General features: G+C 72.1%; 24 protein-coding genes. 11 read left to right on the top strand and 13 right to left on the bottom strand.

Features of this window, described 5'->3' with window-relative positions:
* Window positions 1-9 precede the first annotated feature (9 nt).
* A complete protein-coding gene (locus BGO91_RS19850) occupies window positions 10-1,161 on the top strand; it encodes a cation:proton antiporter (protein WP_290474460.1) in 1,152 nt (383 codons plus the stop codon).
* Window positions 1,158-2,438, top strand: coding sequence for an APC family permease (locus BGO91_RS19855; protein ID WP_290474461.1), 1,281 nt, complete (start codon window positions 1,158-1,160; stop codon window positions 2,436-2,438). Before BGO91_RS19850 ends, BGO91_RS19855 begins: the two co-directional genes overlap by 4 nt.
* Before the next feature lies 1 nt (window position 2,439).
* Here the strand turns inward: BGO91_RS19855 and BGO91_RS19860 are convergent, their stop codons facing one another.
* The 6 genes from BGO91_RS19860 to BGO91_RS19885 are packed head-to-tail and all read right to left on the bottom strand — an operon-like array spanning window position 2,440 to window position 7,423.
* Window positions 2,440-2,799: a VOC family protein gene (locus BGO91_RS19860; protein WP_366925302.1), complete on the bottom strand. Its 360-nt coding sequence runs from the start codon at window positions 2,797-2,799 to the stop codon at window positions 2,440-2,442.
* Between the two features lie 23 nt (window positions 2,800-2,822).
* Window positions 2,823-4,073 carry a HAMP domain-containing sensor histidine kinase gene (locus BGO91_RS19865; RefSeq protein WP_290474463.1) on the bottom strand — a complete coding sequence of 417 codons (1,251 nt, stop codon included), beginning with the start codon at window positions 4,071-4,073 and terminating at the stop codon, window positions 2,823-2,825.
* Window positions 4,070-4,735 carry a response regulator transcription factor gene (locus tag BGO91_RS19870; RefSeq protein ID WP_290474464.1) on the bottom strand — a complete coding sequence of 222 codons (666 nt, stop codon included), beginning with the start codon at window positions 4,733-4,735 and terminating at the stop codon, window positions 4,070-4,072. Before BGO91_RS19870 ends, BGO91_RS19865 begins: the two co-directional genes overlap by 4 nt.
* A 53-nt stretch (window positions 4,736-4,788) precedes the next feature.
* Window positions 4,789-5,535, bottom strand: a complete 747-nt coding sequence (locus BGO91_RS19875) for an FAD:protein FMN transferase (RefSeq protein WP_290474465.1) — start codon at window positions 5,533-5,535, stop codon at window positions 4,789-4,791.
* Window positions 5,532-6,059 carry an FMN-binding protein gene (locus tag BGO91_RS19880; protein WP_290474466.1) on the bottom strand — a complete coding sequence of 176 codons (528 nt, stop codon included), beginning with the start codon at window positions 6,057-6,059 and terminating at the stop codon, window positions 5,532-5,534. Before BGO91_RS19880 ends, BGO91_RS19875 begins: the two co-directional genes overlap by 4 nt.
* Window positions 6,056-7,423, bottom strand: a complete 1,368-nt coding sequence (locus tag BGO91_RS19885; protein WP_290474467.1) for a ferredoxin reductase family protein — start codon at window positions 7,421-7,423, stop codon at window positions 6,056-6,058. Before BGO91_RS19885 ends, BGO91_RS19880 begins: the two co-directional genes overlap by 4 nt.
* Window positions 7,424-7,593: 170 nt before the next feature.
* On the opposite strand from BGO91_RS19885, the gene BGO91_RS19890 reads away from it, so the two are divergent.
* Window positions 7,594-8,988 (top strand): DUF1254 domain-containing protein, encoded by a 1,395-nt coding sequence (locus BGO91_RS19890; protein ID WP_290474468.1) that lies wholly within the window; start codon window positions 7,594-7,596, stop codon window positions 8,986-8,988.
* Window positions 8,989-8,998: 10 nt separating this feature from the next.
* On the opposite strand, the gene BGO91_RS19895 is transcribed toward BGO91_RS19890, so the two are convergent.
* Window positions 8,999-9,949 (bottom strand): manganese catalase family protein, encoded by a 951-nt coding sequence (locus BGO91_RS19895; RefSeq protein ID WP_290474469.1) that lies wholly within the window; start codon window positions 9,947-9,949, stop codon window positions 8,999-9,001.
* A 193-nt stretch (window positions 9,950-10,142) separates the two neighbouring features.
* Here BGO91_RS19895 and BGO91_RS19900 point away from each other — a divergent pair, with 193 nt between their 5' ends.
* Both BGO91_RS19900 and BGO91_RS19905 read left to right on the top strand, forming a co-directional pair.
* Window positions 10,143-12,008 (top strand): sensor domain-containing diguanylate cyclase, encoded by a 1,866-nt coding sequence (locus tag BGO91_RS19900; protein ID WP_290474470.1) that lies wholly within the window; start codon window positions 10,143-10,145, stop codon window positions 12,006-12,008.
* A gap of 63 nt (window positions 12,009-12,071) precedes the next feature.
* Window positions 12,072-12,953 carry a PhzF family phenazine biosynthesis protein gene (locus tag BGO91_RS19905; RefSeq protein ID WP_290474471.1) on the top strand — a complete coding sequence of 294 codons (882 nt, stop codon included), beginning with the start codon at window positions 12,072-12,074 and terminating at the stop codon, window positions 12,951-12,953.
* 58 nt (window positions 12,954-13,011) lie between these two features.
* Here BGO91_RS19905 and BGO91_RS19910 read toward each other — a convergent pair whose 3' ends face one another.
* Both BGO91_RS19910 and BGO91_RS19915 read right to left on the bottom strand, forming a co-directional pair.
* Window positions 13,012-13,827: a hypothetical protein gene (locus BGO91_RS19910; protein ID WP_290474472.1), complete on the bottom strand. Its 816-nt coding sequence runs from the start codon at window positions 13,825-13,827 to the stop codon at window positions 13,012-13,014.
* The gene (locus BGO91_RS19915; RefSeq protein WP_290474473.1) at window positions 13,824-14,090 is read right to left on the bottom strand and encodes a hypothetical protein; all 267 of its coding nucleotides are present in this window, start codon (window positions 14,088-14,090) and stop codon (window positions 13,824-13,826) included. Before BGO91_RS19915 ends, BGO91_RS19910 begins: the two co-directional genes overlap by 4 nt.
* Before the next feature lie 161 nt (window positions 14,091-14,251).
* Here BGO91_RS19915 and BGO91_RS19920 point away from each other — a divergent pair, with 161 nt between their 5' ends.
* From BGO91_RS19920 to BGO91_RS19930, 3 genes are all read left to right on the top strand, one after another.
* Window positions 14,252-15,553 carry a threonine/serine exporter ThrE family protein gene (locus tag BGO91_RS19920; protein ID WP_290474474.1) on the top strand — a complete coding sequence of 434 codons (1,302 nt, stop codon included), beginning with the start codon at window positions 14,252-14,254 and terminating at the stop codon, window positions 15,551-15,553.
* Between the two features lie 10 nt (window positions 15,554-15,563).
* Complete coding sequence (locus BGO91_RS19925; RefSeq protein WP_290474475.1) at window positions 15,564-16,505, top strand: nucleoside hydrolase; 942 nt, start codon at window positions 15,564-15,566, stop codon at window positions 16,503-16,505.
* Between the two features lie 86 nt (window positions 16,506-16,591).
* Window positions 16,592-17,083: a hypothetical protein gene (locus tag BGO91_RS19930; protein ID WP_290474476.1), complete on the top strand. Its 492-nt coding sequence runs from the start codon at window positions 16,592-16,594 to the stop codon at window positions 17,081-17,083.
* A 36-nt stretch (window positions 17,084-17,119) separates the two neighbouring features.
* On the opposite strand, the gene BGO91_RS19935 is transcribed toward BGO91_RS19930, so the two are convergent.
* The gene (locus BGO91_RS19935) at window positions 17,120-17,578 is read right to left on the bottom strand and encodes an Lrp/AsnC family transcriptional regulator (RefSeq protein WP_290474500.1); all 459 of its coding nucleotides are present in this window, start codon (window positions 17,576-17,578) and stop codon (window positions 17,120-17,122) included.
* Between the two features lie 109 nt (window positions 17,579-17,687).
* On the opposite strand from BGO91_RS19935, the gene BGO91_RS19940 reads away from it, so the two are divergent.
* Entirely contained in the window at window positions 17,688-18,326 is a 639-nt protein-coding gene (locus tag BGO91_RS19940) for a LysE family translocator (protein ID WP_290474477.1), read from the top strand.
* A 3-nt stretch (window positions 18,327-18,329) separates the two neighbouring features.
* Here BGO91_RS19940 and BGO91_RS19945 read toward each other — a convergent pair whose 3' ends face one another.
* Window positions 18,330-19,121, bottom strand: coding sequence for an SDR family oxidoreductase (locus BGO91_RS19945; RefSeq protein WP_290474478.1), 792 nt, complete (start codon window positions 19,119-19,121; stop codon window positions 18,330-18,332).
* A 74-nt stretch (window positions 19,122-19,195) separates the two neighbouring features.
* On the opposite strand from BGO91_RS19945, the gene BGO91_RS19950 reads away from it, so the two are divergent.
* Together BGO91_RS19950 and BGO91_RS19955 are read left to right on the top strand one after the other, a co-directional pair.
* A complete protein-coding gene (locus BGO91_RS19950; protein ID WP_290474479.1) occupies window positions 19,196-20,077 on the top strand; it encodes a sigma-70 family RNA polymerase sigma factor in 882 nt (293 codons plus the stop codon).
* Between the two features lie 195 nt (window positions 20,078-20,272).
* A complete protein-coding gene (locus tag BGO91_RS19955; RefSeq protein WP_290474480.1) occupies window positions 20,273-20,509 on the top strand; it encodes a hypothetical protein in 237 nt (78 codons plus the stop codon).
* A 68-nt stretch (window positions 20,510-20,577) separates the two neighbouring features.
* On the opposite strand, the gene BGO91_RS19960 is transcribed toward BGO91_RS19955, so the two are convergent.
* Together BGO91_RS19960 and BGO91_RS19965 are read right to left on the bottom strand one after the other, a co-directional pair.
* Entirely contained in the window at window positions 20,578-21,021 is a 444-nt protein-coding gene (locus BGO91_RS19960) for an effector binding domain-containing protein (RefSeq protein WP_290474481.1), read from the bottom strand.
* A gap of 40 nt (window positions 21,022-21,061) precedes the next feature.
* Window positions 21,062-21,748: a BMP family ABC transporter substrate-binding protein gene (locus BGO91_RS19965; RefSeq protein WP_290474482.1), complete on the bottom strand. Its 687-nt coding sequence runs from the start codon at window positions 21,746-21,748 to the stop codon at window positions 21,062-21,064.
* Between the last annotated feature and the right edge of the window lie 99 nt (window positions 21,749-21,847).

Raw genomic sequence — 21,847 nt, forward strand, 5'->3', positions numbered from 1 at the left:
GGCGCGGCCGTGACCTTCGCACTGCTGGCGCTCGTCGTCCTCGTCGGGCTGCTGGGGCCGGTGCTGTCCGCCCGCGCACGATGGCGGGTGCCCGTCGTGCTGGGCGAGCTGCTCGGCGGACTCCTGATCGGCGTGTCCGGCCTGCGGCTGGTGGATCCGGCGGCGAGCGACTTCCGGCTGTTGGCCGACATCGGGTTCGGGCTCACGATGATGGTCGTCGGCTCCCGCATCCCGGTGCGGGATGCGGTCGTGCGGTCCGCCGCGGTGCGCGGGCTGCTCGGTGCGCTCGCGGTCGGCGTCGCGTCCGCCGTGCTCGGAACCGGACTCGGCGTGCTGTTCGGCACCGGACACGGGGCCGTGTACGCGGTGCTGCTCGCGTCGTCGTCCGGCGCTCTCGTCCTGCCGATGCTGCCGTCGGCCCGCCTGAAGGCGGCGTCGTCCGCCCAACTTGTCGCGCAGATCGCCATCGCCGACATCGCCTGCATCGTGGTCCTGCCGCTCGTGATCGCCCCCGACCGCGCCCTGCCCGCCGCCGTGGGCGCCCTCGCCATCGCGATCGCGGCCGTCCTGCTGCTCCTCGGCCTGCTCCGGGTCGGCCGCACCGATCTGCGGCGCCGGCTGCACGCCTACTCGGAGCGCCGGAGGTTCGCCCTCGAGCTGCGGTTCAGCCTCCTGGCCCTGTTCGCGCTCGCGGCGATCGCGCAGTTCGCCGGCCTGTCGATCATGCTGGCCGGGTTCGCGCTCGGGCTGGTGCTCTCGGCGATCGGAGAGCCCCACCGGCTCGCCCGACAGCTGTTCGGTATCACGGAGGGGTTCTTCGGGCCGCTGTTCTTCGTCTGGCTCGGCGCCTCGCTCGACCTGCGTGCGTTCGTCGGGCACCCCCTGATGATCCTGCTGGGCGTCGCCCTGGGGCTCGCCGCCGTCGCGGCCCATCTGGCGGCCCGGGCAGCCGGTCTGCCCTGGCTCCAGTCCGTCGCCGCGGCGGGACAGCTCGGCGTGCCTGTCGCCGCGGTCGCCCTCGGCATCCAGACCGGCACGCTGCTGCCCGGGGAGGGATCGGCGATCCTGCTCGGCGCGCTCGTCACGGTCGGGACCTCGGCCGCAGCGATCGGGGCGCTCGGCCGCCGCGCGGTCCCCGTCGGCGACGGGAAGCCGGCATGACGGCCGCAGGACCGTCCCTCGCCCGGCGTCTCGGGCTGTTTGACGCCGTCGTGATCGGGCTCGGGTCGATGATCGGCGCGGGCATCTTCACGTCGTTCGCGCCGGCCGCCGCGGCTGCGGGAGGCGGGCTCCTGATCGGCCTCGCGATCGCCGCGGTCGTCGCGTACTGCAATGCCACGGCGTCGGCGCAGCTCGCCGCCCAGTACCCGACCTCGGGCGGCACCTACGTGTACGGCCGCGAGCGGCTCGGCGACTGGCCGGGATTCCTGGCCGGCTGGAGTTTCGTCATCGGCAAGACGGCGAGTTGCGCCGCGATGGCCCTCACCTTCGCCGCGTACGCGGTCCCCGTCGGCTGGCAGAAGCCGGTGGCCGTGCTCGCGGTGCTCGCGCTGGCGGCGGTGAACTCGTTCGGCGTGACGCGCACCGCCGGACTCACCCGGGTGATCGTCGCCGTGGTGCTCGTCGTCCTCGTGATCGTGATCGTGGCCGGCGCGGTCGGCGGGAGATCGCAGGCGGCGGATCTCGGAGTCGACCTCCTCGTCGGCGGCTGGTACGGCGTCCTGCAGTCGGCGGGCCTGCTGTTCTTCGCGTTCGCCGGCTACGCGAGGATCGCGACGATGGGCGAGGAGGTGAAGGATCCGGCCCGCACCATCCCGCGCGCGATCCTCACGGCCCTCGCGATCGTCCTCGTCGTCTACGCGCTCATCGCGGTGACGGTGCTGCTGGTGCTCGGACCGGAGAGGCTCGCGGCGTCGAGCGCCCCGCTGGTCGACGTGGTCGCCGCCGGCGGCTGGGGATGGGCGGTGGTCGTCGTCCGGATCGGCGCGGCCGCAGCGGCGCTCGGTGCCCTGCTCGCCCTCGTTGCGGGGGTGGGGCGCACGACGCTCGCGATGGCCCGCAACCGCGACCTGCCGACGTGGCTGTCCGCCGTCCACCCGCGCTACCGAGTGCCCCGGCGGGCCGAGCTGGCACTGGCGGTGGTGGTGAGCGTGCTCGTCCTCACCGTGGACCTGCGCGGCGTGATCAGCTTCTCGTCCTTCGGGGTGCTCCTCTACTACCTTGTCGCCAACCTGTCGGCGCTGACGCAGTCCGGCCGGGAGCGACGGTATCCGCGCGCGCTCCAGTACGTCGGTGCGCTGGGTTGCGTGGTCCTGGTCGTCACGCTCCCGCCCGCGGCCATCCTCACCGGCATCGCCGTGCTCGTCGTCGGGATCGTCTCCCGGCTCGCGCGGCTCCGCCTCGACCGGCGGAGGGCGACGCACGGGACGCGCGGCTGACTCAGCCCAGCTGCTGCAGGACCCAGGTGTTGCCGTCCGGATCCGCGAACGAGGCGAAGAGGATGCCGCCCATGTCCGTGACCTCGCTCACGGCGGCACCGCGCCCGGCCAGCTCGGCGCAGACGGACCGCATGTCGTCGACGACGAGATGGATCCCGCGGACCGTGCCATCCGCCGGATCCCCGCCCATGCCCGTCCCGAACGCGATCGAGCAGGAGGAGCCGGGCGGGGTCAGCTGCACGATCCGCATCCCGTTGCCCGGCTGCACGTCGTGGTCCAGGTCGAAGCCGGCGACGTCGGTGTAGAACCGTTTGCTGCGGTCCACGTCCGACACCGGTAGCGGGATCAACTCGATCCTCATGCGCATGCGCATCCTCCTTCTGCTCAGGTCGTGCCGGCCGGCAGCCGCACGGTCACGCGACCGCCGCCGTCCAGGCCGTCGTTGGCGGCGGTCACCGTTCCGCCGTGGCGGGTGACGACCTCCGACACCAGTGCGAGACCGAGCCCGTAGTGCCGGCGACCCGCGGTGTCGCCGGTCTGCGCTCGTGCCGATGCGAAGCGCTCGAAGACTCGCGTGCCCGAGTCGGGCGCGAAGCCGGGACCGTCGTCGCTCACCCGCAGCACGACATCGTCCCGTTCGCGCGCGCACTCGATGAGGACGCGCGAGCCGGCGTGGTCGACGGCGTTGTCGACGATGGCCACGATCATCCGCCGCAGCGACACCGCCGCACCCGCGACCGTCACGTCGCCGGTCGACGTGGACTCGACCTCCACTCCTCGTGCCTGCGCCCGTGCCTGCGTGGCGGCGGTCACGGCCGCCGCCACCTCGCCGAGATCGACCGGCTCCTTCGCCGCGTCCTGCCGGGGGTCGGCGGCGGTGAGCAGATCCTCCACGATCTCCGCCAGAGCCTTGCTGTCGTCGACAAGCTCGTCGACGCCGGTGCTCACCGGGCTCGGGATGGAGGTGCCCGCATCCCGGACGCGCCGGCGCAGCAGTTGGGCCCGCATGCTGAGCAGGGTCAGGGGCGTGCGCAGCTCATGGCTCGCATCGGCGACGAACCGGCGCTGGATCGCCAACGATTCCGCGAGCGGGCGCATCGCCCGGCGCGCGATGAAGACGCCGACGAGAGAGGCGGCGATGGCGGCGATGACCCCGGAGATGACGAGCGCGACGATGAGGCGGGTGATCTCCTCCCGCTGCTCGCCGAGCCCGTAGGAGATCTGCACGACCTTGCCGCGGCGCACATCCGTCTGCGTCAGGTAGTCCTGTCCGCCGGCGGTGATCGTCGACGTCTCCGGGTCGCCGCCGGCCGCGACCCGGTCGATGGCCTGCTCGTCGGGCAACCCGTCCGGCAGCCCGGTGGAGCTCTGCACACCGCTCTGATCGTCGTCGGGTCCGTGTCCGGCGCCCGGCAACGGGACGACGGTGATCAGGAGGTCGCGGGGCGCATCGTGCACCGAGTCGACCATGGAGGCGTCGGCGAGCGTGCGCTTCGCGGCCTCCGACTGCCCGGCCGAGACGACGGCGACGATGACGACGCCGAGCAGGGCGAACAGCACGAGGATGATCGCCGCGAACTGGATCGCCAGGCGCCTCGACGCGGACCGCACCTCCCGGTCGTCGGCCGTCGTCACAGGGCCCCCATGCGGTAGCCGAGACCGCGCACGGTCTCGATCAAGGTCCGGCCGAACTTGCGGCGCAGGTGATGGACGTACGTGTCGACCACACCAGGGTCGTCGGCGTCGGCGAACACGGTCTCCAGCAGCATCGCGCGCGAGAACACCTGCGTGGGCCGGCGGGCGAGCTGCTCGAGCAACGCGGACTCCCGCTCCGAGAGGACGGTGCGCTCGCCGCCGTCGAGGATGACGGTGCGGTTGTCCGCGTCGAGCACGCCACCGGTGAAGCGGATGGTCGGGACGGTCGAGGTCCCGCGCCGCCGGAGCACCCGGAGCCGCGCGAGCAGCTCGTCGATGTCGAACGGCTTCGCGAGGTAGTCCTCGGCCCCGCCGTCGAGCCCCTCCACGCGGTCGGCCGCGTTGCCGAGGGCGGAGAGCACCAGCACGGGCACGGTGAGCCCGCTCTGCCGGATGCGGCGGAGCACGTCCATCCCGTCGAGCACCGGGAGGCCGCGGTCGAGGATGAAGACGTCGAACGGCTGCGTGAGGCTCAGGTGCAGCGCGCGCTGCCCGTCCGGCGCGACGGACACGTCGTAGCCCTCGGACTCGAGCAGCTCGGTGAGCATCCCGGCGAGCCGGGAGTCGTCTTCGGCGACCAGAATCTGCGGCTTCTCCGTCACGGTCACAGCATAGGCCGGAGGCTCCGCGGACCCCGGTGGCCGGCGTGCGTCGTTCACTCCGCGGCCCGGGCGAACGCGAGCTCGCCGGCGCCGACGAGCGCGCCGTCGTCCGTGAGTGCGAGCACACCGCGCGCGCCGTGCGCGAGCGCCCACTCGAGGCCGTCCCGGCCGAGCGCGAAGACGGCTGTCGCGAGCACGTCGGCGGTGGTCAGATCGGCGGCCACGACGGTCGCGCTGGCCAGGCCGGTCGCCGCGCGACCCGTCCGGCCGTCGACGATGTGCTCTCCGCGCTCGTAGGCGCCGGAGGTGGCGACCGCCGCATCGCTGAGCGCGAGCACGGTGAGCATCGTCGCCGGGTGGGAGGGGGAGCGGATGCCGACGTTCCAGGCGCCGGCTCCTTCCGGCGCGCCGGACACGACGACGTCGCCGCCGGCGTTGAGGCAGAAGTCGCGCAGGCCCTCCGCTGTCAGCACGGCGGCGGCGTTCGCGGCCGCCCAGCCCTTGACGACGCCGTCGAGATCGAGGAGCCCCTCCGCGGTGCGGACGCGGAACGCGCCGCCCGAGGCGTCGGCCGCGCGCTGCCCGATGCCGATGACCTCCCGCAGCGGCCCGCTGAACTCCTCCGGCGCGATCGCCCCGCGGTTCACGGCGCTCACCTCGCTGTCGGCCCGGTACGTGCTGAACCGGCGGTCCGCCTCCCGCAGCACGTCGAACGCCCGGTCGGCGCTGGCGCGGTGGTCGCCGGCGTCCCGGATGTCGATCGACATCGGGATGCCCATGACCGTCTCGAGCACCCTCACAGCTGGTCGATCGCCGACTGGAGGGACTGCTTGTAGCTCTCCGACGTGTAGGTCGCGCCGGAGACGGTGTCGATGTTCGCCGACTGCGCCGCGAGGGCCTCCTGCTCGAGCACCGGCGTGGCCTGCTGGTTGATCTCCTGGCTGCGGCGGTCCTCCGGCGACTGGAGCACCTGCACGGCCGTGATCTTCGAGCCGTCGAAGGTCACCTGCACCTGGAACGACCCGTACCGGTTCTGCTCGACCGCGCCCGTGATGGTCCGGGTGGCCGATGCCGCGGCGGTCGAGGGGGTGGCGCTCGGCGTCGCCGTCGCACTCGCGCTCGGCGAGGTGGCCGTGGCGCCGCCGGAGGTGGTCGAAGAGCCCGTCGAGGAGCCGCCCGAGGACGCGGTCCCGGTCGTGGTGCTCGTCGCCGAGGCGGTGGTCTGCGTCTCTCCGAGGTCGTAGAGGCGGAGCCCGACCGTCGCCCCCATGACGACCATGATCACCGCGAACAGGATCGTCCCGCGCCATTTCGTGCGTCTCATGACATGCTCAATTCTTCTCGGTGGATGAAGCGGCGCGGCATCCGGAGGGACCGGAGCGTCGACTCGACCGTCTCGGCCATGCCCTCGGGGCCGCAGATGAACGCCTCCCAGTCGTGGAGGTCGGGGATGAACCGGCTCATCGCCCCGACCCCGAGCGGGTCGTAGCCGAGCTCGGCGCGGCGACCGACGACCGGGACGACCGTCAGGCCGGGCATCGCCTGCAGCTCGGCGAGCAGGGCGAGATGGGCCGCCGAGTGCGCGCGGTAGATCAGCACGGGATGGAGTCCGCGCCCGACCAGCTCCTCCGCGAGCGCGCGGATCGGCCCGATCCCGGCGCCTCCGGCGATCAGGAGGAGGTGTGGGCGGCTGGCGTGGTCGGCGGTGAACTGGCCGAACGGTCCCTCCGCGAACGCCAGGGTTCCCGGCTTCAGGTCGCGGAGGCGCGACGAGTGATCGCCGAGCTCGCCGACCGTGATGCGCAGATAGCCGTCGGCGGGGACGCGTGAGATGGAGTAGGGGTGCGCGGTGCCGAGGTGGCCCCAGGCGAGGAAGCGGAAGCTCATGAAGTTGCCCGCGCGCACACCGCGGACGTGGAGCCGCGGGCCCTGGAACCAGACGCTCAGCATCCCCTCGCCCTCCGGCACCACGGCGACCACGCGCATCCGGTGCCGCCAGGCGTCGGCGGTCGGCAGGATGAACCGCCACGTGAGCACGGCCGCCGCGGTGCCGAGGTAGAGCACGATCCACAGCACGCGGTTGACCGGGTAGCCGACGAAGTGGGCGCCGCCGCTGAGCTGGTGGAAGAAGGTCAGGAAGATCGCGACGTACGTGGTGACGTGCACCCAGTACCAGACCTCGTACGAGAGCAGCGAGCGGATCCACCGCGCGCTGGTGAGCCCGACGACGACGAACGCGATCGTGCCGATGAGCGCCGTGAGCATGTCCGGGTAGTCCTGCAGGATCGCGATGAACTCCGACCACGGCGTCTTCTGGTCGAACAGCTCCCCGCCGACGACCAGCAGGACGACGTGCGCGACGATCAGGAGGATGACGGAGGTGCCGAGCGACCGGTGCCAGGCGACCAGCCGGTCGAGCCCGACCGCGTTCTCGAACCAGGGCACCCGGGCGATGAGCAGCACCTGCGCGCACACGAGGTAGCCGCCGAGCATCCCGGCGAGCTCGCCCATCGTGGTGACCACGCTCGCGGGCGTCACCGCGAAGGTCGCGGGCACGGCCAGCCACCACATCAGCAGCACGCCGGCCAGGCCCAGCACCAGCGCGACGCGCACGGACACGGAGCCGCGCCGGCTCCGGGTGGCCGCGCCGCGGATGACCATCCTGCGGGGCGCCGTGATCGCGCTCATCGTCCGTTCTCCATGGACTCAACGATCGCGACCCATTCTTGAGGGATTCTTACGTGGGCTGGAGAAAGCCTGTGGGCGAGCTATGTCTTGCGGATGCGCGCCGTCAGATGACCCCTCGACGCGCGTGGCGCGGAACGAAAGGATGAGTGGACACCGATGAGAGGACCGCCATGACGGAACTGCCCGGCCGGCTCGCGATCGTTCGGATGGACGGCGAGCTGCCGGCCCGGGAGGACGTCGGAACGGTCTTCGACGAACTCGACCATCAGCTGGCGTGCCAGGTCTACCTGTGGGCCCTTCCCGCCGTCTCGTACGCGCAGTGGAAGACGCAGCACTACGACGTCTTCGGCGCGACCAGCAGCGATCTCGTCCGGTACCTGAGCTACCGGGACCGTCTCGGGCTCATCACGGCGAACGCGACGACCCCGTACATCCTCAACTTCTTCGACCTGGCGGAGACCGGTCCCCTGGTGATCGAGCTGCCCGCGGGTCCGACGGCCGGCGGGGTGTCGGACTTCTGGCAGCGCGAGACCGGAGCGCTCGGCGAGATGGGGCCCGACAAAGGGGAGGGCGGCCGCACCCTGGTGCTGGCCCCGGGAGTCGATGTGCCAGACGGGGTGCCCTCCGACATCCGCGTGATGCACTCCACCGGGGTCAACATCATGTTCGGCTTCCGCACGCTCGACCCCGACCCGGCGCGAGCGGAGGCGCTGGTCGAGGCCGTGCGGATCTACCCCTACGCGGAACGCGACGATCCGCGTCCGACGCGCATCGTGTCGCCGGACGGACGCGCGTGGACCGGCGATCAGCCCGGCGGGCTCGACTACTGGCGCCTCCTGCACGCGTTCTACCAGTCCGAGGTCGTCGACGAGCGGGACCGCTTCTATCTGGCCATGCTGAAGCAGCTGGGGATCGAGAAGGGCAAGCCGTTCGCTCCCGATGAGCGGCTGCAGCGCATCCTCACGGAGGCCTCGGCCGCCGGAGAGCTCATGGCCAAGGCGAACACCTTCGCCAAGCGCTTCGACCAGGGGACCTACTGGCCGGACCGCCGTTGGGAGCAGGCGATCGTCCTGGACAACTCGGCACAGCGCGGCGACGGCTACGACGAACTGCTGGAGCGCGCCTCCTGGTTCTACGAGGCCGTGAGCTTCTCGGAGGCCATGAAGAGCCGGACGCCGGGAGTCGGTCAGGCCTACCTCGGCGCGTACACCGACGGCGCGGGCGACTGGCTCGACGGCGGTGCGGAGTACACCCTCCACGTCCCCGCGGACGTGCCGGCGAAGCTGTTCTGGTCGGCGACCGTCTACGACGCCGCCACCCGCTGCCTCATCGACACCGACCAGCAGCGCGGCGACCGCGGGTCGCGCGACGCCGAGCTGCAGGTGAACGCCGACGGCTCGGTCGACCTCCTTTTCGGGCCGACAGCACCGGCCGAGGGTGAGAGCAACTGGGTGAAGACCATCCCCGGCCGGCACTGGTTCTCGTACTTCCGCTTCTACGGGCCGCTCGAGGGCTATTTCGACCGGTCGTGGGTCCTCGGCGATATCGTGCGCGTCGCGCGGTAGCGGTCGCCCGCTACTTCACCGGGCCGAACAGCGCGTCCACCTCCGCGAGCTCGAGGTCGGCGGTGGCCTGGATGAGCTTCAGCAGCTCCGGGTCGAGTCCGGGCGCGAACTCCTCCAGGCGTTCCTCCGCGATGACGGAGGGGACGCCGACGGGGGCCTGCTCGGTCGACTCGAGATCCGTGCCGTCCTTCGAGGGGGAGAGGCCGCGGAAGATCTTGCCGGCCTCCGACTGGCCGGCGAGGTCGAAGGTGTACTGCTTGCTCTGCAGCCCCAGATCGGTGAGCTTCTTCACTTCGGGGAACTTCTCCGCGTTGGTCTTCGGGATGGGCAGCAGCTTCGCCCAGTCGACGCCGAGCGTCTCGAGGGCCTTCGCGTAGCCGTTCTCGTGGGCCTGGTCGCGCACGATCAGGTACGCGATCGTGGAGCGCGCCGTCTTGTTGTCCGTCATTTCGTAGATGCGGCACTTCTGCAGCCGGCCGGTGGACTCGAGCATCAGGTTGTAGAGCAGGTCGAGCACGAGGTTGCCGGAGTTGTACACGTAGCTGCCGGACCACGGGTTGCCGACCGCGTCCACCGGCAGCGCACCCTGGGCGCCGACGAGGTAGTGGTGGATGTTGCTCTCCGAGAGTGCGATGTTCAGCGGGGTCGCGCCTCCCGCGCCCGGCTTGTCGAGCGGGTCGGTGACCTTGCCCTGGTAGCGCGGGGAGCCGTCGAGGAGGCGGGAGATCGTGGTGCCGATCAGCTCGACGTGGCTGATCTCCTCGGTCCCGATCCCCTGGATCAGGTCGCGGTACGGCTTCGCCGCCGGCCCGCGGAAGTTCATGGCCTGGAACAGGTACTGCATCATGGTGCGCATCTCGCCGAACTGGCCGCCGAGCCCCTCCTGGAGCGCATTGGCCGCTGCGGGATCGGGCTCGTCCTGAGCGATGTCGTTGATCAGGCTCTGCACGTGGAAGAACATTCAGACCTCCAAAGGTCTCCGCTGCCGGAAGTGCCCGGCCCTCCCCACCCTCCCCGGATCCCCGTCGATGCGTACCCATTGACCGGGGCCGATAAGACGGATCGGCGCCGGGGTCGGTGGGCTCACGTAGGCTTGTCGGGTGGTTGTCGAGGATGCGGCTCTGTCGGAGGAACGCCGGAGGTTGCGGGAATGCGTGCGGGAGCCCATCCGCACCCCGGGCCGGATCCAGTCGCACGGGAAGCTGATGGTGATCGACCCCTCCTCGCAGGAGATCGTCGTCGCCAGCGAGAACGCCCGGGAGTGGCTCGGGCGGTCCATCGCGGATCTGCGGAGCCGCACGATCACGTGGACCGCGACGTCGTCGCTGCGCGGCGATCCCGTGCGCGTCGACCTCGACGGCGTCTCGTACGACGCGGTCACCCACTCCGTCGGCCCGCTGGTGGTGCTCGAGCTCGAACCCCTCGCCGACGCGTCGGGCCAGCCCGCGTCGACGGTCGTCGACGCGATCCGCCGCCTGGGCGCGATCGGCACCGTGGACGAGCTGCATGTCGCCGTCGCGGCCGAGGCGAAGCGGATGACGGGCTTCGACCGCGTGATGACGTACCGGTTCTTCGACGACGGGCACGGAGAGGTGGCGGGGGAGGCCGCGGAGCCCGACATGGAGTCGTACCAGGGCCTGCGGTTCCCCGCCTCCGACATCCCGGAGCAGGCCCGCGCGCTCTACCTGACCAAGCTCTCGCGGGCGATCGTCAGCACCGAGGACGCCGGGTCGGCGCTGGTCGCGCTCGACCCCGACCTCCCGCCGCTGGACCTGAGCCAGGCGGAGCTGCGCGCGGTGTCGCCGCACCACCTCCAGTTCATGAGGAACATGGGGCAGGCCTCGACGGTCTCGTTCTCGCTGATCCACGATGGGCGCCTGATCGGGATGATCACCTGCGCCCACCGGACCGAGAAGCGGATGCCGCTGCTCCTGCGACGCGCGATCGAGGTCATGGCGGCGCACGCGACGCTCCAGCTGACGGCGCTGGAGTCGATCGCGACCCTGCGCCGCGACCTCTCCCTCCAGACGCGCCGCACGGCTCTGACGGCCGACCTCCCCTCCTCGTCCGACGCACTGCTCACCCTGGTCGACCGGGGCGCGGACCTGCTGGCCCTCGTCGAGGCGGATGGTGCCATCGTCTCCATCGACGGGGTCAGCCGCAGCATCGGGCACGTCCCGCTCGCCGACCGCTCCCGGCTGCTGAGCGCGATCGGCACCGAGCCGTTCGCGACGAACGAGGTCGCGCGCACGCACCCGGAGCTCGCCGCCCTCGTGTCGGGGTTCGCAGGGGTGCTCGTCGTCCCGCTCGGCGAGCACGGCGTCCTCGTCCTCTTCCGGGTGGAGGCCACCCGCGTCCTCCGCTGGCTCGGCGACCAGAGCGCGAGCAACCGGGACACGCCCCTGTCGCCCCGCCGTTCGTTCTCCGAGTGGCAGCAGAGCGTCGAGGGCACGTCGCTGGAGTGGGGCGCCGTCGTCGAGGAGGCGCGCGAGCTGGCCCAGGAGATCGGAACGGCGCTCGACCGGCGTGGGGAGGCGCGGCTCGCCCAGCTCGCGCTGATCGACTACCTCACGGGCCTGCACAACCGCCGGTCCCTCGTCGCTCGCATCGAGACCGCCCTCGCGGACGGGGAGAGCGGCGCCGTGTTCTTCATCGACCTGGACGGCTTCAAGCAGATCAACGACAGCCGCGGCCACGAGACCGGCGACCACGTGCTCCGCGTCGTCGCCGACCGCCTGACCGGCGCCTGCCGCGAGTCCGATCTCGTGGCGCGGCTCGCGGGCGACGAGTTCGTCGTGTTCAGCGCGCAGCTCTCGGCCGCCGACAGCGTGCGCCTCGCGCGCCGGTTCGTCGAGCGGATCGACCAGCCCATCGACACCGGCCGCGGACCGGTCCGCGTCTCCGGCTCCTGCGGGTTCGTGGAGCTGCGGCCGGGCCGCACGGCGACGCAGGTGATCGAGGAGGCCGACGCCGCCATGTACCGGGCCAAGCGCGCGGGGCGCAACGGCATCTCCCGCTAGCGGCGTTGTCTCCGGCCGCAACGAACCGTGGACCTGCGGGGAGGCCGCGGGCAGGATGGGGCGATGGATGTTCCCTTCGTCTGGATCGACGTCTTCGCCGAGCGCGCCCTCGCCGGCAACCCCCTCCCGCTCGTCCCCGACGCCGACGCGCTGAGCGACGAGCAGCTGCGCGCCATCGCCCGCGAGTTCAACCAGTCGGAGACGACGTTCCTCTGCCGCCCCACCGCGCCGGAGGCCGACGCGCGGCTGCGGTCCGTCACCCCGGCCGGTGTGGAGGTCGGGGGAGCGGGCCACAACGCGATGGGTGCGTGGATCTGGCTGGCCGGGAGCGGCCGGCTGGACCCCGGGCGCGACGCCTTCGTCCAGCAGATCGGCGACGACCTCCTGCCGCTGCGGGTCTCGACGGCGGACGGGGTCGTGCGGGTGACGATGGAGCAGTCGCCGCCGCGCTTCCCCGGCCGGTTCGCGGATCGGGAGGCGCTCGCCGCCGCCCTCGGCGTCGCAGCCGCCGGAGTCGCAGCCGATCGGCGACCCGAGGTCGGGGACACCGGCGCCGAGCACCTCCTGGTCCCGGCGACGACCCGGGAGGCGGTCGACGCGGCGGTCCCGGACCACGCCGCGCTGCGAGCCGTGCTGGCTGCCGCGGGTGCCGAGGGCTGCTACCTCTACACGACCGGCGTGGATCCATCCTCGGGGACGCACGCGTACGCCCGCTTCTTCAACCCGACCGTCGGGATCGCCGAGGACCCGGCCACGGGCACCGCGGCCGGACCGCTGGCAGCGCTCCTCGTCCGCGACGGCCTCGCCGCCGCCGGCTCCCCGGTCGTGATCGAGCAGGGCCGCTCGATGGGCCGACCCAGCCGGATCGTCGTGACGGTCGACGGCGACCGCGTCGCCCTCACCGGGTCCGGTGTCGTGGCGGCGGCGGGGACGCTGTTCCTCTGAGGTCTGCTCTCAGAGACCCGGAGAGAGGCAGGACGTGTCGCCGCCGCTCATCCCGCGGCTACCCATCTGCCCGGAGGCCGGCATCGAGTTCGTCGAGCAGGCTTTTCTGGGCGACGGGCGAAAGCATCGTGGACCAGAGGATCTCTCCGGGTGCAGGATCCAGGTTCAGGTTCGGTCCGGGCTCCGGGAGCCAGTCGTCCGCCGTGAGCCCGTCGAACGCCGATAGCAGCAGGGCGAAGAGCTTCGGATCTGTCACACCTGTCGAACCGATCGCCAGATACACCTGACCGTCGTCGAGCATTCGAATGCGGACGCGCACATCCGTCGGGCCGGCGGTGAATCCGTGCACCTCGCCGTGACGCATCGACATCGCCGCTGCCCTGCGCACGACAGGCGGTATCGCGGTGCTGAGGGCGAGGGCCAGCTCTGCCTCGAGCCGTCGGAGGTCCCACCGCGCCGGGAGCAGGAAGTCCGACGAGCAGCTGTTCGGGCCGCTGGCATGCGCTTCGACGTCGAGCCGGGCGTAGAAGTCGCGCTGAGGCGAGTCGTTCTGGCGAGGGCCGGCGGCGGTGAGCCACCACCACGCGTCGTCCGCATCCAGGAGCGCGCGAGTGTGCTCGTCGACGCCCGCGCGGACGTCGCCCACCGCCCCTCGCCAGCTCCCCGTCTTCACCTTGAACCACACGCGGTCGGTGAGCGAGCGTATGCGCTCGGCGGCGTTGTCCGAGGCAAGCATCGGAAGCGACTGAGCACGAACGACGAGCGGGTGCTCCAACTCGCTCAGTGGAATGTCGAGGGTGGGCGGCGGGACGTCCATCTCATTCAGGGCGCGCTTTGTCGGGCGAACGAGAGCCGGTTCGTGCATGGAGGTCACTCCGCGGGCAGGCCACCGAGCTCATCGAGCTCTGCTGCATCCATTCCGGTCAGCATGGAGACGGTCGCCACCCTCGAGCCGTCCAGGCGCGCGAGGGACTCCGTGATCGCGTCGTTGATCTCAGCCCGGTGAGCGTCGACGTATTCGCGGACCGCATCGCTCACGACGTCCTTCTTCGTGCGACCGAGGAAGTGGGCTGCGTCGCTGATCAGGCGATCGGTGGCCGCGTCGACTTTCACCGGACTCTGCGCTGTGGTGGACATCTTCACCTCTCCATGGAACGGTACCAAAGTACCTTAGTAGCGCTTGCTGACAAATGGCTGGATCATTCGCGATCTGGTTCCGGACCTCCGCAAACTGCCTCTTCGGTGCCGCGGGTCCTCCTGCATACGCTGGCCCCAGGTGGCCACGCGTCGGAGGTGGGATGTCCGGGATCCAGGATCGAGTCCGAGGCGCGCTGGTGGCGCTCATCAAGCCGCCGCCGGAGCGACTGCCGCTCGCCGCCGAGATCGGGGTCCCCGAGATGGTCGGTGCGCTCGGTCCGGCGCTCCTGTCCTCGTCGCAGGCCACGAGCGACGTCCAGGAGACGCTGGAGCGGGTGGCCGCCGCGTACGAGCGGCCCGACCTGCGTGTCTTCGTCCTCCCCACCCTGGTGATCGTCGAGGACCCCGGCGTCGTGCCGTCCCACACCGCGATCTATCCCGCGAACAACCAGCAGCTCCGGCTGGATCAGGCAGGCGCGGTCGACCACGTGGTGCGGCACGCGGCGGCGCACCGCGACGAGCCGAACGCCGTGGTGGCGGAGATCCGGCGGATCGAGGACAGGCCGCCGCGGTTCGGTGCCGCGCTGACGATCTTCGGTCACCTCCTCCTGACGCTCGGCTTCGGGCTGGTGCTCAACCCGACCGTGGCCGCGCTGCCCGTCTACGCCGTCCTGGGCGCGATCGTCGGCACGATCGTGACGTTCGGGACCCGGATGCCGACGCTCTCGCTCATCCTTCCGGTGTTCACGGCGTTCGTCGTCACCCTCGTCACGTCGTACGCGGCAGACGCGTTCATCCACGACGACGTGCTCCGGCTCGTCGCGCCCGCGCTGGTCAGCTTCCTCCCGGGCCTCACCCTGACCATCGCGGCCGTCGAATTGACCAGCGGGCAGGTGATGGCCGGGGCGAGCCGCCTGGTCTACGGGATCGCCCGGCTCGCGCTCCTCGCGTTCGGGGTGTTCGCCGCGATCGTGGTCACGGGTCACCCGGCCCAGGTGGATGTGCACGCCCACCAGCTCGGCGGCTGGGCGCCGTGGGTCGGCATCCTCCTGGTCAGTGTCGGCTACTACTTCTTCTCCGCGGCACCCAGGCGCTCCCTCGTCTGGATCCTCTACGCGCTCGTCGTCGCGTACGCGGCCCAGCTGCTCGGAAACCTGCTGCTCGGGCCGGAGCTGTCCGGCCTCGTCGGCGCGGCCATCGTCGTCCCCGCGGTCTACCTGGCGGCGCGCATCCCCGCCGCACCACCGGTGGCGATCATGCTGACCTGCGCGTACTGGCTGCTCGTGCCGGGAGCGATGGGGTTCATCGGCCTCAGTGAGGCCGCAGCCGGCGCCGCGGGCGCGACCAACCTGATCCTGCAGACCTTCGGCTCGCTGATCGCGATCGCCACCGGGATGCTCATCGGCGCCGGCGTGAGCCGCGACGCCACCGCCGTCGCCCGCGGGTGGCGGCAGCCCGGATAGGGTTTCCTCCATGCCCGCACCCCAGTTCGTCCACCTCGATTGCGACACCGGCATCGACGACGCCCTCACGATCGCCCACCTCCTCGCCCGCCCGCACGTGCGGCTCGTCGGCGTGAGCACGGTGAGCGGCAACACGACGGCGGCGCAGGCGGCGGCCAACACGCTGGGGCTGCTCGCGCTGGCCGGGGCCGAGGGCATCCCCGTCGCCGTCGGCGAGCACCACCCCCTCGCGGGCGAGTTCCACGGCGGGGCGCCGCACGTGCACGGGGGCAACGGGATCGGCGACGTGACCCTCCCGGAGTCGGCGCAGCCCGTCAGCGACCTCACCGGGCCAGAACTGCTGATCGCGTCGGTGCGGGATCGGCCCGGCGAGGTGGACGTGCTGGCGATCGGGCCGCTCACGAACCTGGCGAAGGCGCTGGAGCTCGAGCCGGAGCTGCCGCGGCTGGCCAGGAGCCTCACCGTCATGGGCGGTGCCGTGTGGGTGCCGGGCAACATCACGCCGGCCGCCGAGGCGAACATCCACAACGATCCGGAGGCGGCCGTCGCCGTGTTCGCCGCGGACTGGCGGATCACCCTCGTGCCGCTCGACGTGACGCTGCAGCACGGTTTCGACGCGGAGGCCCAGCGGGCCCTCGCCGAGGCGGGCACCGACTACCACTCCGCGCTCGCGGCGATGCTCGACCGGTACCTCGACTTCTACGCCACCGTCTCGACCGTGCGGCGTGCGGCCCTCCACGACCCGCTGGCCTCGATGATCGTGACGGGGGACAGCATCCCGAGCGAGGTGCGCGCCACGGCTCTCGCGGTGGACACGTCGCGGGAGGCGACCCGCGGGCGCACGACGGCGGTCGACAGCGGCCCGACGAACATCGACGTCGTCACCGTCGTCGACGGCGACGCCGCTCCCGTGCTCCTGGCGCAGCTGCTCTCGCGCGCACCCCGACGCTGAGTTCCGCCGGACCGCTGGTCGGCGGCGCCCGGCTGGCGCATACTCGTCAGGGAGCCGGTACTGCTGCCGGCCGAGAGGGGACGAACATGCAGACGTCGCGCGACTCGATCCGGAGGATGATCCTCGAGGAGATCGGGCAGACGGCCCTCGACGGTGTCCCGTCGACGTTCCTCGGCTCGATCGTGACCGGGGTCGCGCTCGCCATCGGCGAGAGCGAGCTGAACTACCTCGGCGCCAGCAGCCAGACGAAGGGGGAGCTCGTGCGCGTGCGGGTCGGCGCCTTCACCAGCGGCACGGTGACGACGATCGACGCGGTCTACTCCCTCCCGAGCCGCAACACCGACGTGACGACCCGCGTCCACCGGCGCGGCGACCTCGAGCGGCTCGAGATCTCGGGAGGCGTGCCCTCCCTCGGCGCGGACGACACGGCCGAATGGCCCGGCCGGTTCACGGTGCGGGCGCTCTACCGCGACGGCCTCGAGCTCATCATCCCGATGAGCGAGGCGAACACGCCGCACAAGCGCAGCTCGGTCTGGACGATCTTCACCGCGCTGCGGGAGGACCTCGCCAAGCGATGACCGCACCGGCGCCGGCCTGGTCGCCGGCGCGAGTGGTCAGGGCCGCAGCGGCATCGAGCGCCCGGAGACCACGTTCTTCATGACGAGCGTCGTCTCGAGCCGGAGGACTCCCGGGAGGTTCGAGAGCGTCTCGTCGTAGAGCTCCTGGAACGCGGTGAGATCGCGGCACACGACGCGCAGCAGGTAGTCGGGGTCGCCGAACAGCCGCTGCGCCTGGAGCACCGCGGGCACCTCCGCGACCGCGACCTCGAACGCCTCGATGGTCGCCTTGTCCGTCACGCGCATCGTCGCGAAGAGGAGGGTCTCGAAGCCGAAGCCGAGCAGCTGGAGGTCGACGTCGGCGTGGTAGCCGGAGATGACGCCGTCGGCCTCGAGCGTGCGGAGGCGGCGGTGCGCGGGGGAGGTGCTGAGGTTGACGCGCTCGGCGAGCTCGGTGATGCTGAGCCGCCCATCCTGCTGCAGCTCGGCAAGAATCTTCCAGTCGATCGCGTCTATCACGATATTCCTTCCACACGACGAGGGCGCACGTGGAAACTACAGGACCACTTTGCGCCGCATCCACTCTAATCTTCCCCCGACACAGAGATTCGGGAAGGGATGGAGCATGTCGGGATCGGCGATCGTGGCGTTCGGGGGCATCTCGCTGCTCTTCATCCTCACCCCCGGGGCGGACTGGGCGTACGCGATCTCGGGCGGCCTGAAGCGCCGCGTCGTGCCCGCCGTCAGCGGCCTCCTCCTCGGCCATGTGGTCGTGCTCGCGATCGTCGCGGCCGGGGTGGGGGCGCTCATCGGCCGGTTCCCGATGGCGCTGACCGGGCTGACGCTGGCCGGGGCGGCCTACCTGCTGTGGCTGGGCTGGGGCGTGCTGCGCAGCTCGTCGGCCCCGCGTGCGGGCGAGGGCGCCGACGACGGCACCGCCCGGAGCTGGGTCGCACGCGGATTCGCGGTGAGCGGTCTCAACCCGAAGCTGCTCCTGCTGACCCTGGCGGTGCTGCCGCCGTTCACCTCGGCAGCGGGGCCGTGGCCGGTGGGGCTGCAGATCGTGGTGCTCGGCGCCGTGCACGTCGTCAACTGCGCGATCGTCTACTTCGCGGTGGGATTCGCCGCGAGGCGGGTGCTGTCGGCTCGTCCGATCGCGGCGCGCATCGTCTCCCGCGTGTCGGGCTTCGCGATGATCGCGATCGGCGTCTTCCTCGTCGCCGAGCGCGTCGCCCACGTGGTGTCGCCGTCCGCGTTCGCGTGACGGTCAGGCAGCGACGGCGCCGAGGTACTCCTCCCACGTGCCCGTTCCGCGGTCGGCGCCGGGTCCTGCCAGGTTCTCGCCGTTCCGGTAGGCCCGGCCGAGCGCGCCGGGGAGGCCGAAGCGCAGCTGGGGATGCGCGCGCCCGGGCAGCGTGCGGATCAGCTCCTCCAGGGTGCGCACCTGCGGCCCGGCGAGATCGGCGACGCGGCCCTGGGGAGGCTGCCCTGCGAGTTCCGCGAGACGTTGCGCGACATCCTCCACGGCGACGGACTCGACCCGGACATCCCGCATGACCGGCACGATCGGCAGCCGCGCCATCCCTCCGGCCATCGTGCGGGCGAAGCTGTGGAACTGGGTGGCGCGCAGCACGGTCCACGGCACCCCGGACGCGGCGACGATGCGCTCCGACGCGGCCTTGCGGCGGAAGTAGCCGATCGGCATGCGGTCGGCGCCGATCACCGAGATCAGGATCAGGTGCCCGACGCCCGCTGCACGGGCGGCCTCCGCGACGTGCTGCGTCCCGACGTCGTCGCCCTTCGGGCCGCCGGCGAGGTGCAGCACGACGTCCGCGCCGGTCACGGCCTCGGCGAGGCCGGTGCCCGCCACGGTGTCGCCGACGACGTACTCGATGCGCTCGACGCGCTCGACCGGCGAGGCGCTGAGCGACCCCGGGTCCGGCGCCGGCCGGCCGTGGCGGCTCAGCACGCGGAGGTGCCGGCCGGGCGCCGCGAGCAGCGGAACGACATGCCGGCCGAGTTCGCCGGTGCCGCCGGTCACGAGGATGGTGTTGGTCATGGTCGCTCCTTCGTCACATCGGGGCGCGCTGCCCCGTCTACCTTCTGGACGGACGAACGAAGGAGAATGTGACGATGCCGATCGATGAGGATGTCCTGGCCGCGGCCTTCGAGCTGCGGCGGCCGCGACTGCGGGCCGTCGCGACCCGGCTGCTCGGGTCGACGGCGGAGGCCGACGACGTGCTGCAGGACGCCTGGCTCAAGCTCGCCCTCGCCGACGCGGACGGCGTCGACGATCTGGACGCGTGGCTGACCACGGTCGTCTCGCGGCTGAGCCTGGACGTGCTCCGCTCCGCCCGCGTCGTGAAGGCCGACCGGTGGAGCGTCGAGGCGTGGGAGGCCGCCCCGACCGGGCCCGACGAGGACCCGGCCGCGATCGCCGCGGGCAACGAGCGCGTCGCGGTCGCCCTGCTGACGGTGCTCGACCTCCTCTCGCCGGCGGAGCGGCTCGCCTTCGTTCTGCACGACGTGTTCGGGCAGCCGTTCGACGAGATCGCTCCGCTGGTGGGGCGCTCGCCCGCGGCCGCGCGACAGCTGGTGTCCCGGGCGCGACGGCGCGTGCGGGCCACGGAGGAGGCGCCGCGCGCGGACGGCCGTCGTGCCCGGACCGTCGTCGACGCGTGGCTGCGCGCCGTGCAGGAGGGCGACCTCGCCGCACTGCTCGCCCTGCTCGACGAGCGCGCCGTCCTCGACGCGGACGACGGATCCTCGACCGTGCGGCTCGACGGCGCCGCGCGGATCGCGGAGTCGGCGCGCACCGCGGCGCATCTCGCGTCGCACTCCCTCCCCGTGCTGATCGGCGGGCGCCCCGGCGTCGCGGCCGTGCTGCACGGCCGCGTCGTCTCGCTGATGGCCTTCGACCTCGGCGCGGACGACCGGATCGTCGGCCTGGACGTCCTCGCCGACCCCCGCCGCCTCGCCGGCCTGGACGCGGGCACCCTCGCCGACGGCCGCTGACCGCTGGACCCCGAACGGGGTCGCCCGCTGCTCTTCCACCGGAACCACACCCTGGCGTACCCTGTCGATCACAACCGGGCCCAGACCCCGCTCGGGAGCGCACCGCGATCGTCCGGCTCATTCGCGCACGGGTTCAGCCGCCGACGCTCTCTTCGGCGTGCTCGCTCGCGGATCTCAGGAGTCGGAGGGGCTGGTATGCGTGCACACGGCGTCCACGTGCTCTGGCAGTACGTCGGCGAGATGCAGATCTCGTTCGGGGTCTACGCGTCGCTCGACGAAGCCTCCACGGCCTGGGAGCGCATCCGCGACGACGGCTTCTACATCGGCGGGACGGGCGTGATCAGCGAGTTCCTCTCCGCCGACTTCTCGCCGGGGACGTGGAGCATCGAGTCGTACATCCCCGGCCACGTCCCGCAGGAGACCATGCTCTAGCCCGCATCCGATCGTCACGGCACGCCGTCCGTCACGTCCCTCCGGCGGCGTGTCGTGACAAGAAAGGGTCAGGCGACCAGGACCGTCGCCGTGCCGTCGGCGTGGTGCACCTCGACATCGACCGTGAACGCCCGCGAGAGCGCGCCCGCCGCGGACTGCTCCCAGACAGCCCCCCAGGCGGCGATGAGCGCGTGCGGCATCTCGCCGGCGGCCTCGAAGGCGGTGCGCGGCTCGTCGCCGAGGCGCACGACCGCGACCCCCGCGGGCGCGTCGGCCGGGTCGTCGATGCCGATGCCGACGATCTGCGTGTAGGCGCCGTCCTGATCGGACTCGTAGTCGAAGAGGACGGCGAACAGCGCGTCGCCGCGGCGGGCGTCGAGCCCCAGCAGTCCGGCGTCGGCGGCCGTCCGCTGCCACACCCCGGGGATGAGCCCCTGGTCGGTGGCCTCGGCGGCGTTGGTGGTGCGGATGGCGTGCCCCGCGACGAAGGCGGGGAGGGACGGCAGGCTCACCTGCGAAAGCCTAAGGGGAGCGAGCAGCTTCGGAGAAGCCTCACCCCAGGTGCAGCACGATGCCCGTGAGCCCGTGCAGCACGCTCGCGACGCCGGCGGAGACCGCGTCGGCGGCGCGCGCGGGGGTGACGGACGCGGCGACGCTGTCCTCGTCGGTGCTGATGCCGGTGCCGCGGAAACTGGCGCCGTTCCACACCACCGACGTCGCGTTGCCGGTCGGCTCCGGCAGCTCGGCCCCCACGACGAGGAACTGCTGGTGGAGGCTCTGGGCGGTGATCAGCGAGAACACGTCCACCACGCCGGCCCCGGCTCCGATGATGAGGTCGGGCGCCTTGTCGATCGCCCGCAGGAGCTGCGCCTGCACCTCGTCGTCGCCGGTCGCGGTCAGGGTCGTGAGGACGACATCCCGCTGCCCCGCCCAGCGCGTCACGCCGTCGGCGAGGGTCTTCGTGGCCGCGTCGTCGCCCGCCGTGATGAGCACGACCTCGTAACCGGCGGGCGGCTCGACCCCGGCCCACGAGCCGGGCTCCGGGTCGATCGTCGCCTCGGGAGTGGGCGTCGTCACGCTGCCGAGGAAGCCGGCGCCGAGCGGGTGCAGCGCGGGATCGCCGGACGACCCGGGGGTCCCGACCGGGCCGGGCGCGGCCGGAGCGCAGCCCGCGAGGGTCAGCCCGGCGGCCACGCCGAGGGCGGCGACGAGCAGGGGGAGGGAAGAGGTCCGGGACACGCTCCGACGCTCTCCGACCTGCGGGGCGACCCGATGACCCGGCAGCGCCGGAGAGGTGAACCGGCGGTGAACAGTCGGTCGCGCGCGATCGCGGCGGGA

This window comes from Leifsonia sp. 71-9, from assembly GCF_001898805.1.
Taxonomy (GTDB): Bacteria; Actinomycetota; Actinomycetes; order Actinomycetales; family Microbacteriaceae; genus Leifsonia.

Bases quoted from the DNA above. Each gene is read 5' to 3' on its own strand.
- BGO91_RS19955 (WP_290474480.1), top strand. From the start codon at position 20,273: ATGCGTGCACACGGCGTCCACGTGCTCTGGCAGTACGTCGGCGAGATG.
- BGO91_RS19920 (WP_290474474.1), top strand. From the start codon at position 14,252: ATGTCCGGGATCCAGGATCGAGTCCGAGGCGCGCTGGTGGCGCTCATC.
- BGO91_RS19895 (WP_290474469.1), bottom strand. From the start codon at position 9,949: ATGTTCTTCCACGTGCAGAGCCTGATCAACGACATCGCTCAGGACGAG.
- BGO91_RS19940 (WP_290474477.1), top strand. From the start codon at position 17,688: ATGTCGGGATCGGCGATCGTGGCGTTCGGGGGCATCTCGCTGCTCTTC.
- BGO91_RS19855 (WP_290474461.1), top strand. From the start codon at position 1,158: ATGACGGCCGCAGGACCGTCCCTCGCCCGGCGTCTCGGGCTGTTTGAC.
- BGO91_RS19945 (WP_290474478.1), bottom strand. From the start codon at position 19,121: ATGACCAACACCATCCTCGTGACCGGCGGCACCGGCGAACTCGGCCGG.
- BGO91_RS19905 (WP_290474471.1), top strand. From the start codon at position 12,072: ATGGATGTTCCCTTCGTCTGGATCGACGTCTTCGCCGAGCGCGCCCTC.
- BGO91_RS19930 (WP_290474476.1), top strand. From the start codon at position 16,592: ATGCAGACGTCGCGCGACTCGATCCGGAGGATGATCCTCGAGGAGATC.
- BGO91_RS19915 (WP_290474473.1), bottom strand. From the start codon at position 14,090: ATGTCCACCACAGCGCAGAGTCCGGTGAAAGTCGACGCGGCCACCGAT.
- BGO91_RS19950 (WP_290474479.1), top strand. From the start codon at position 19,196: ATGCCGATCGATGAGGATGTCCTGGCCGCGGCCTTCGAGCTGCGGCGG.
- BGO91_RS19890 (WP_290474468.1), top strand. From the start codon at position 7,594: ATGACGGAACTGCCCGGCCGGCTCGCGATCGTTCGGATGGACGGCGAG.
- BGO91_RS19880 (WP_290474466.1), bottom strand. From the start codon at position 6,059: ATGAGACGCACGAAATGGCGCGGGACGATCCTGTTCGCGGTGATCATG.
- BGO91_RS19925 (WP_290474475.1), top strand. From the start codon at position 15,564: ATGCCCGCACCCCAGTTCGTCCACCTCGATTGCGACACCGGCATCGAC.
- BGO91_RS19860 (WP_366925302.1), bottom strand. From the start codon at position 2,799: ATGAGGATCGAGTTGATCCCGCTACCGGTGTCGGACGTGGACCGCAGC.
- BGO91_RS19885 (WP_290474467.1), bottom strand. From the start codon at position 7,423: ATGAGCGCGATCACGGCGCCCCGCAGGATGGTCATCCGCGGCGCGGCC.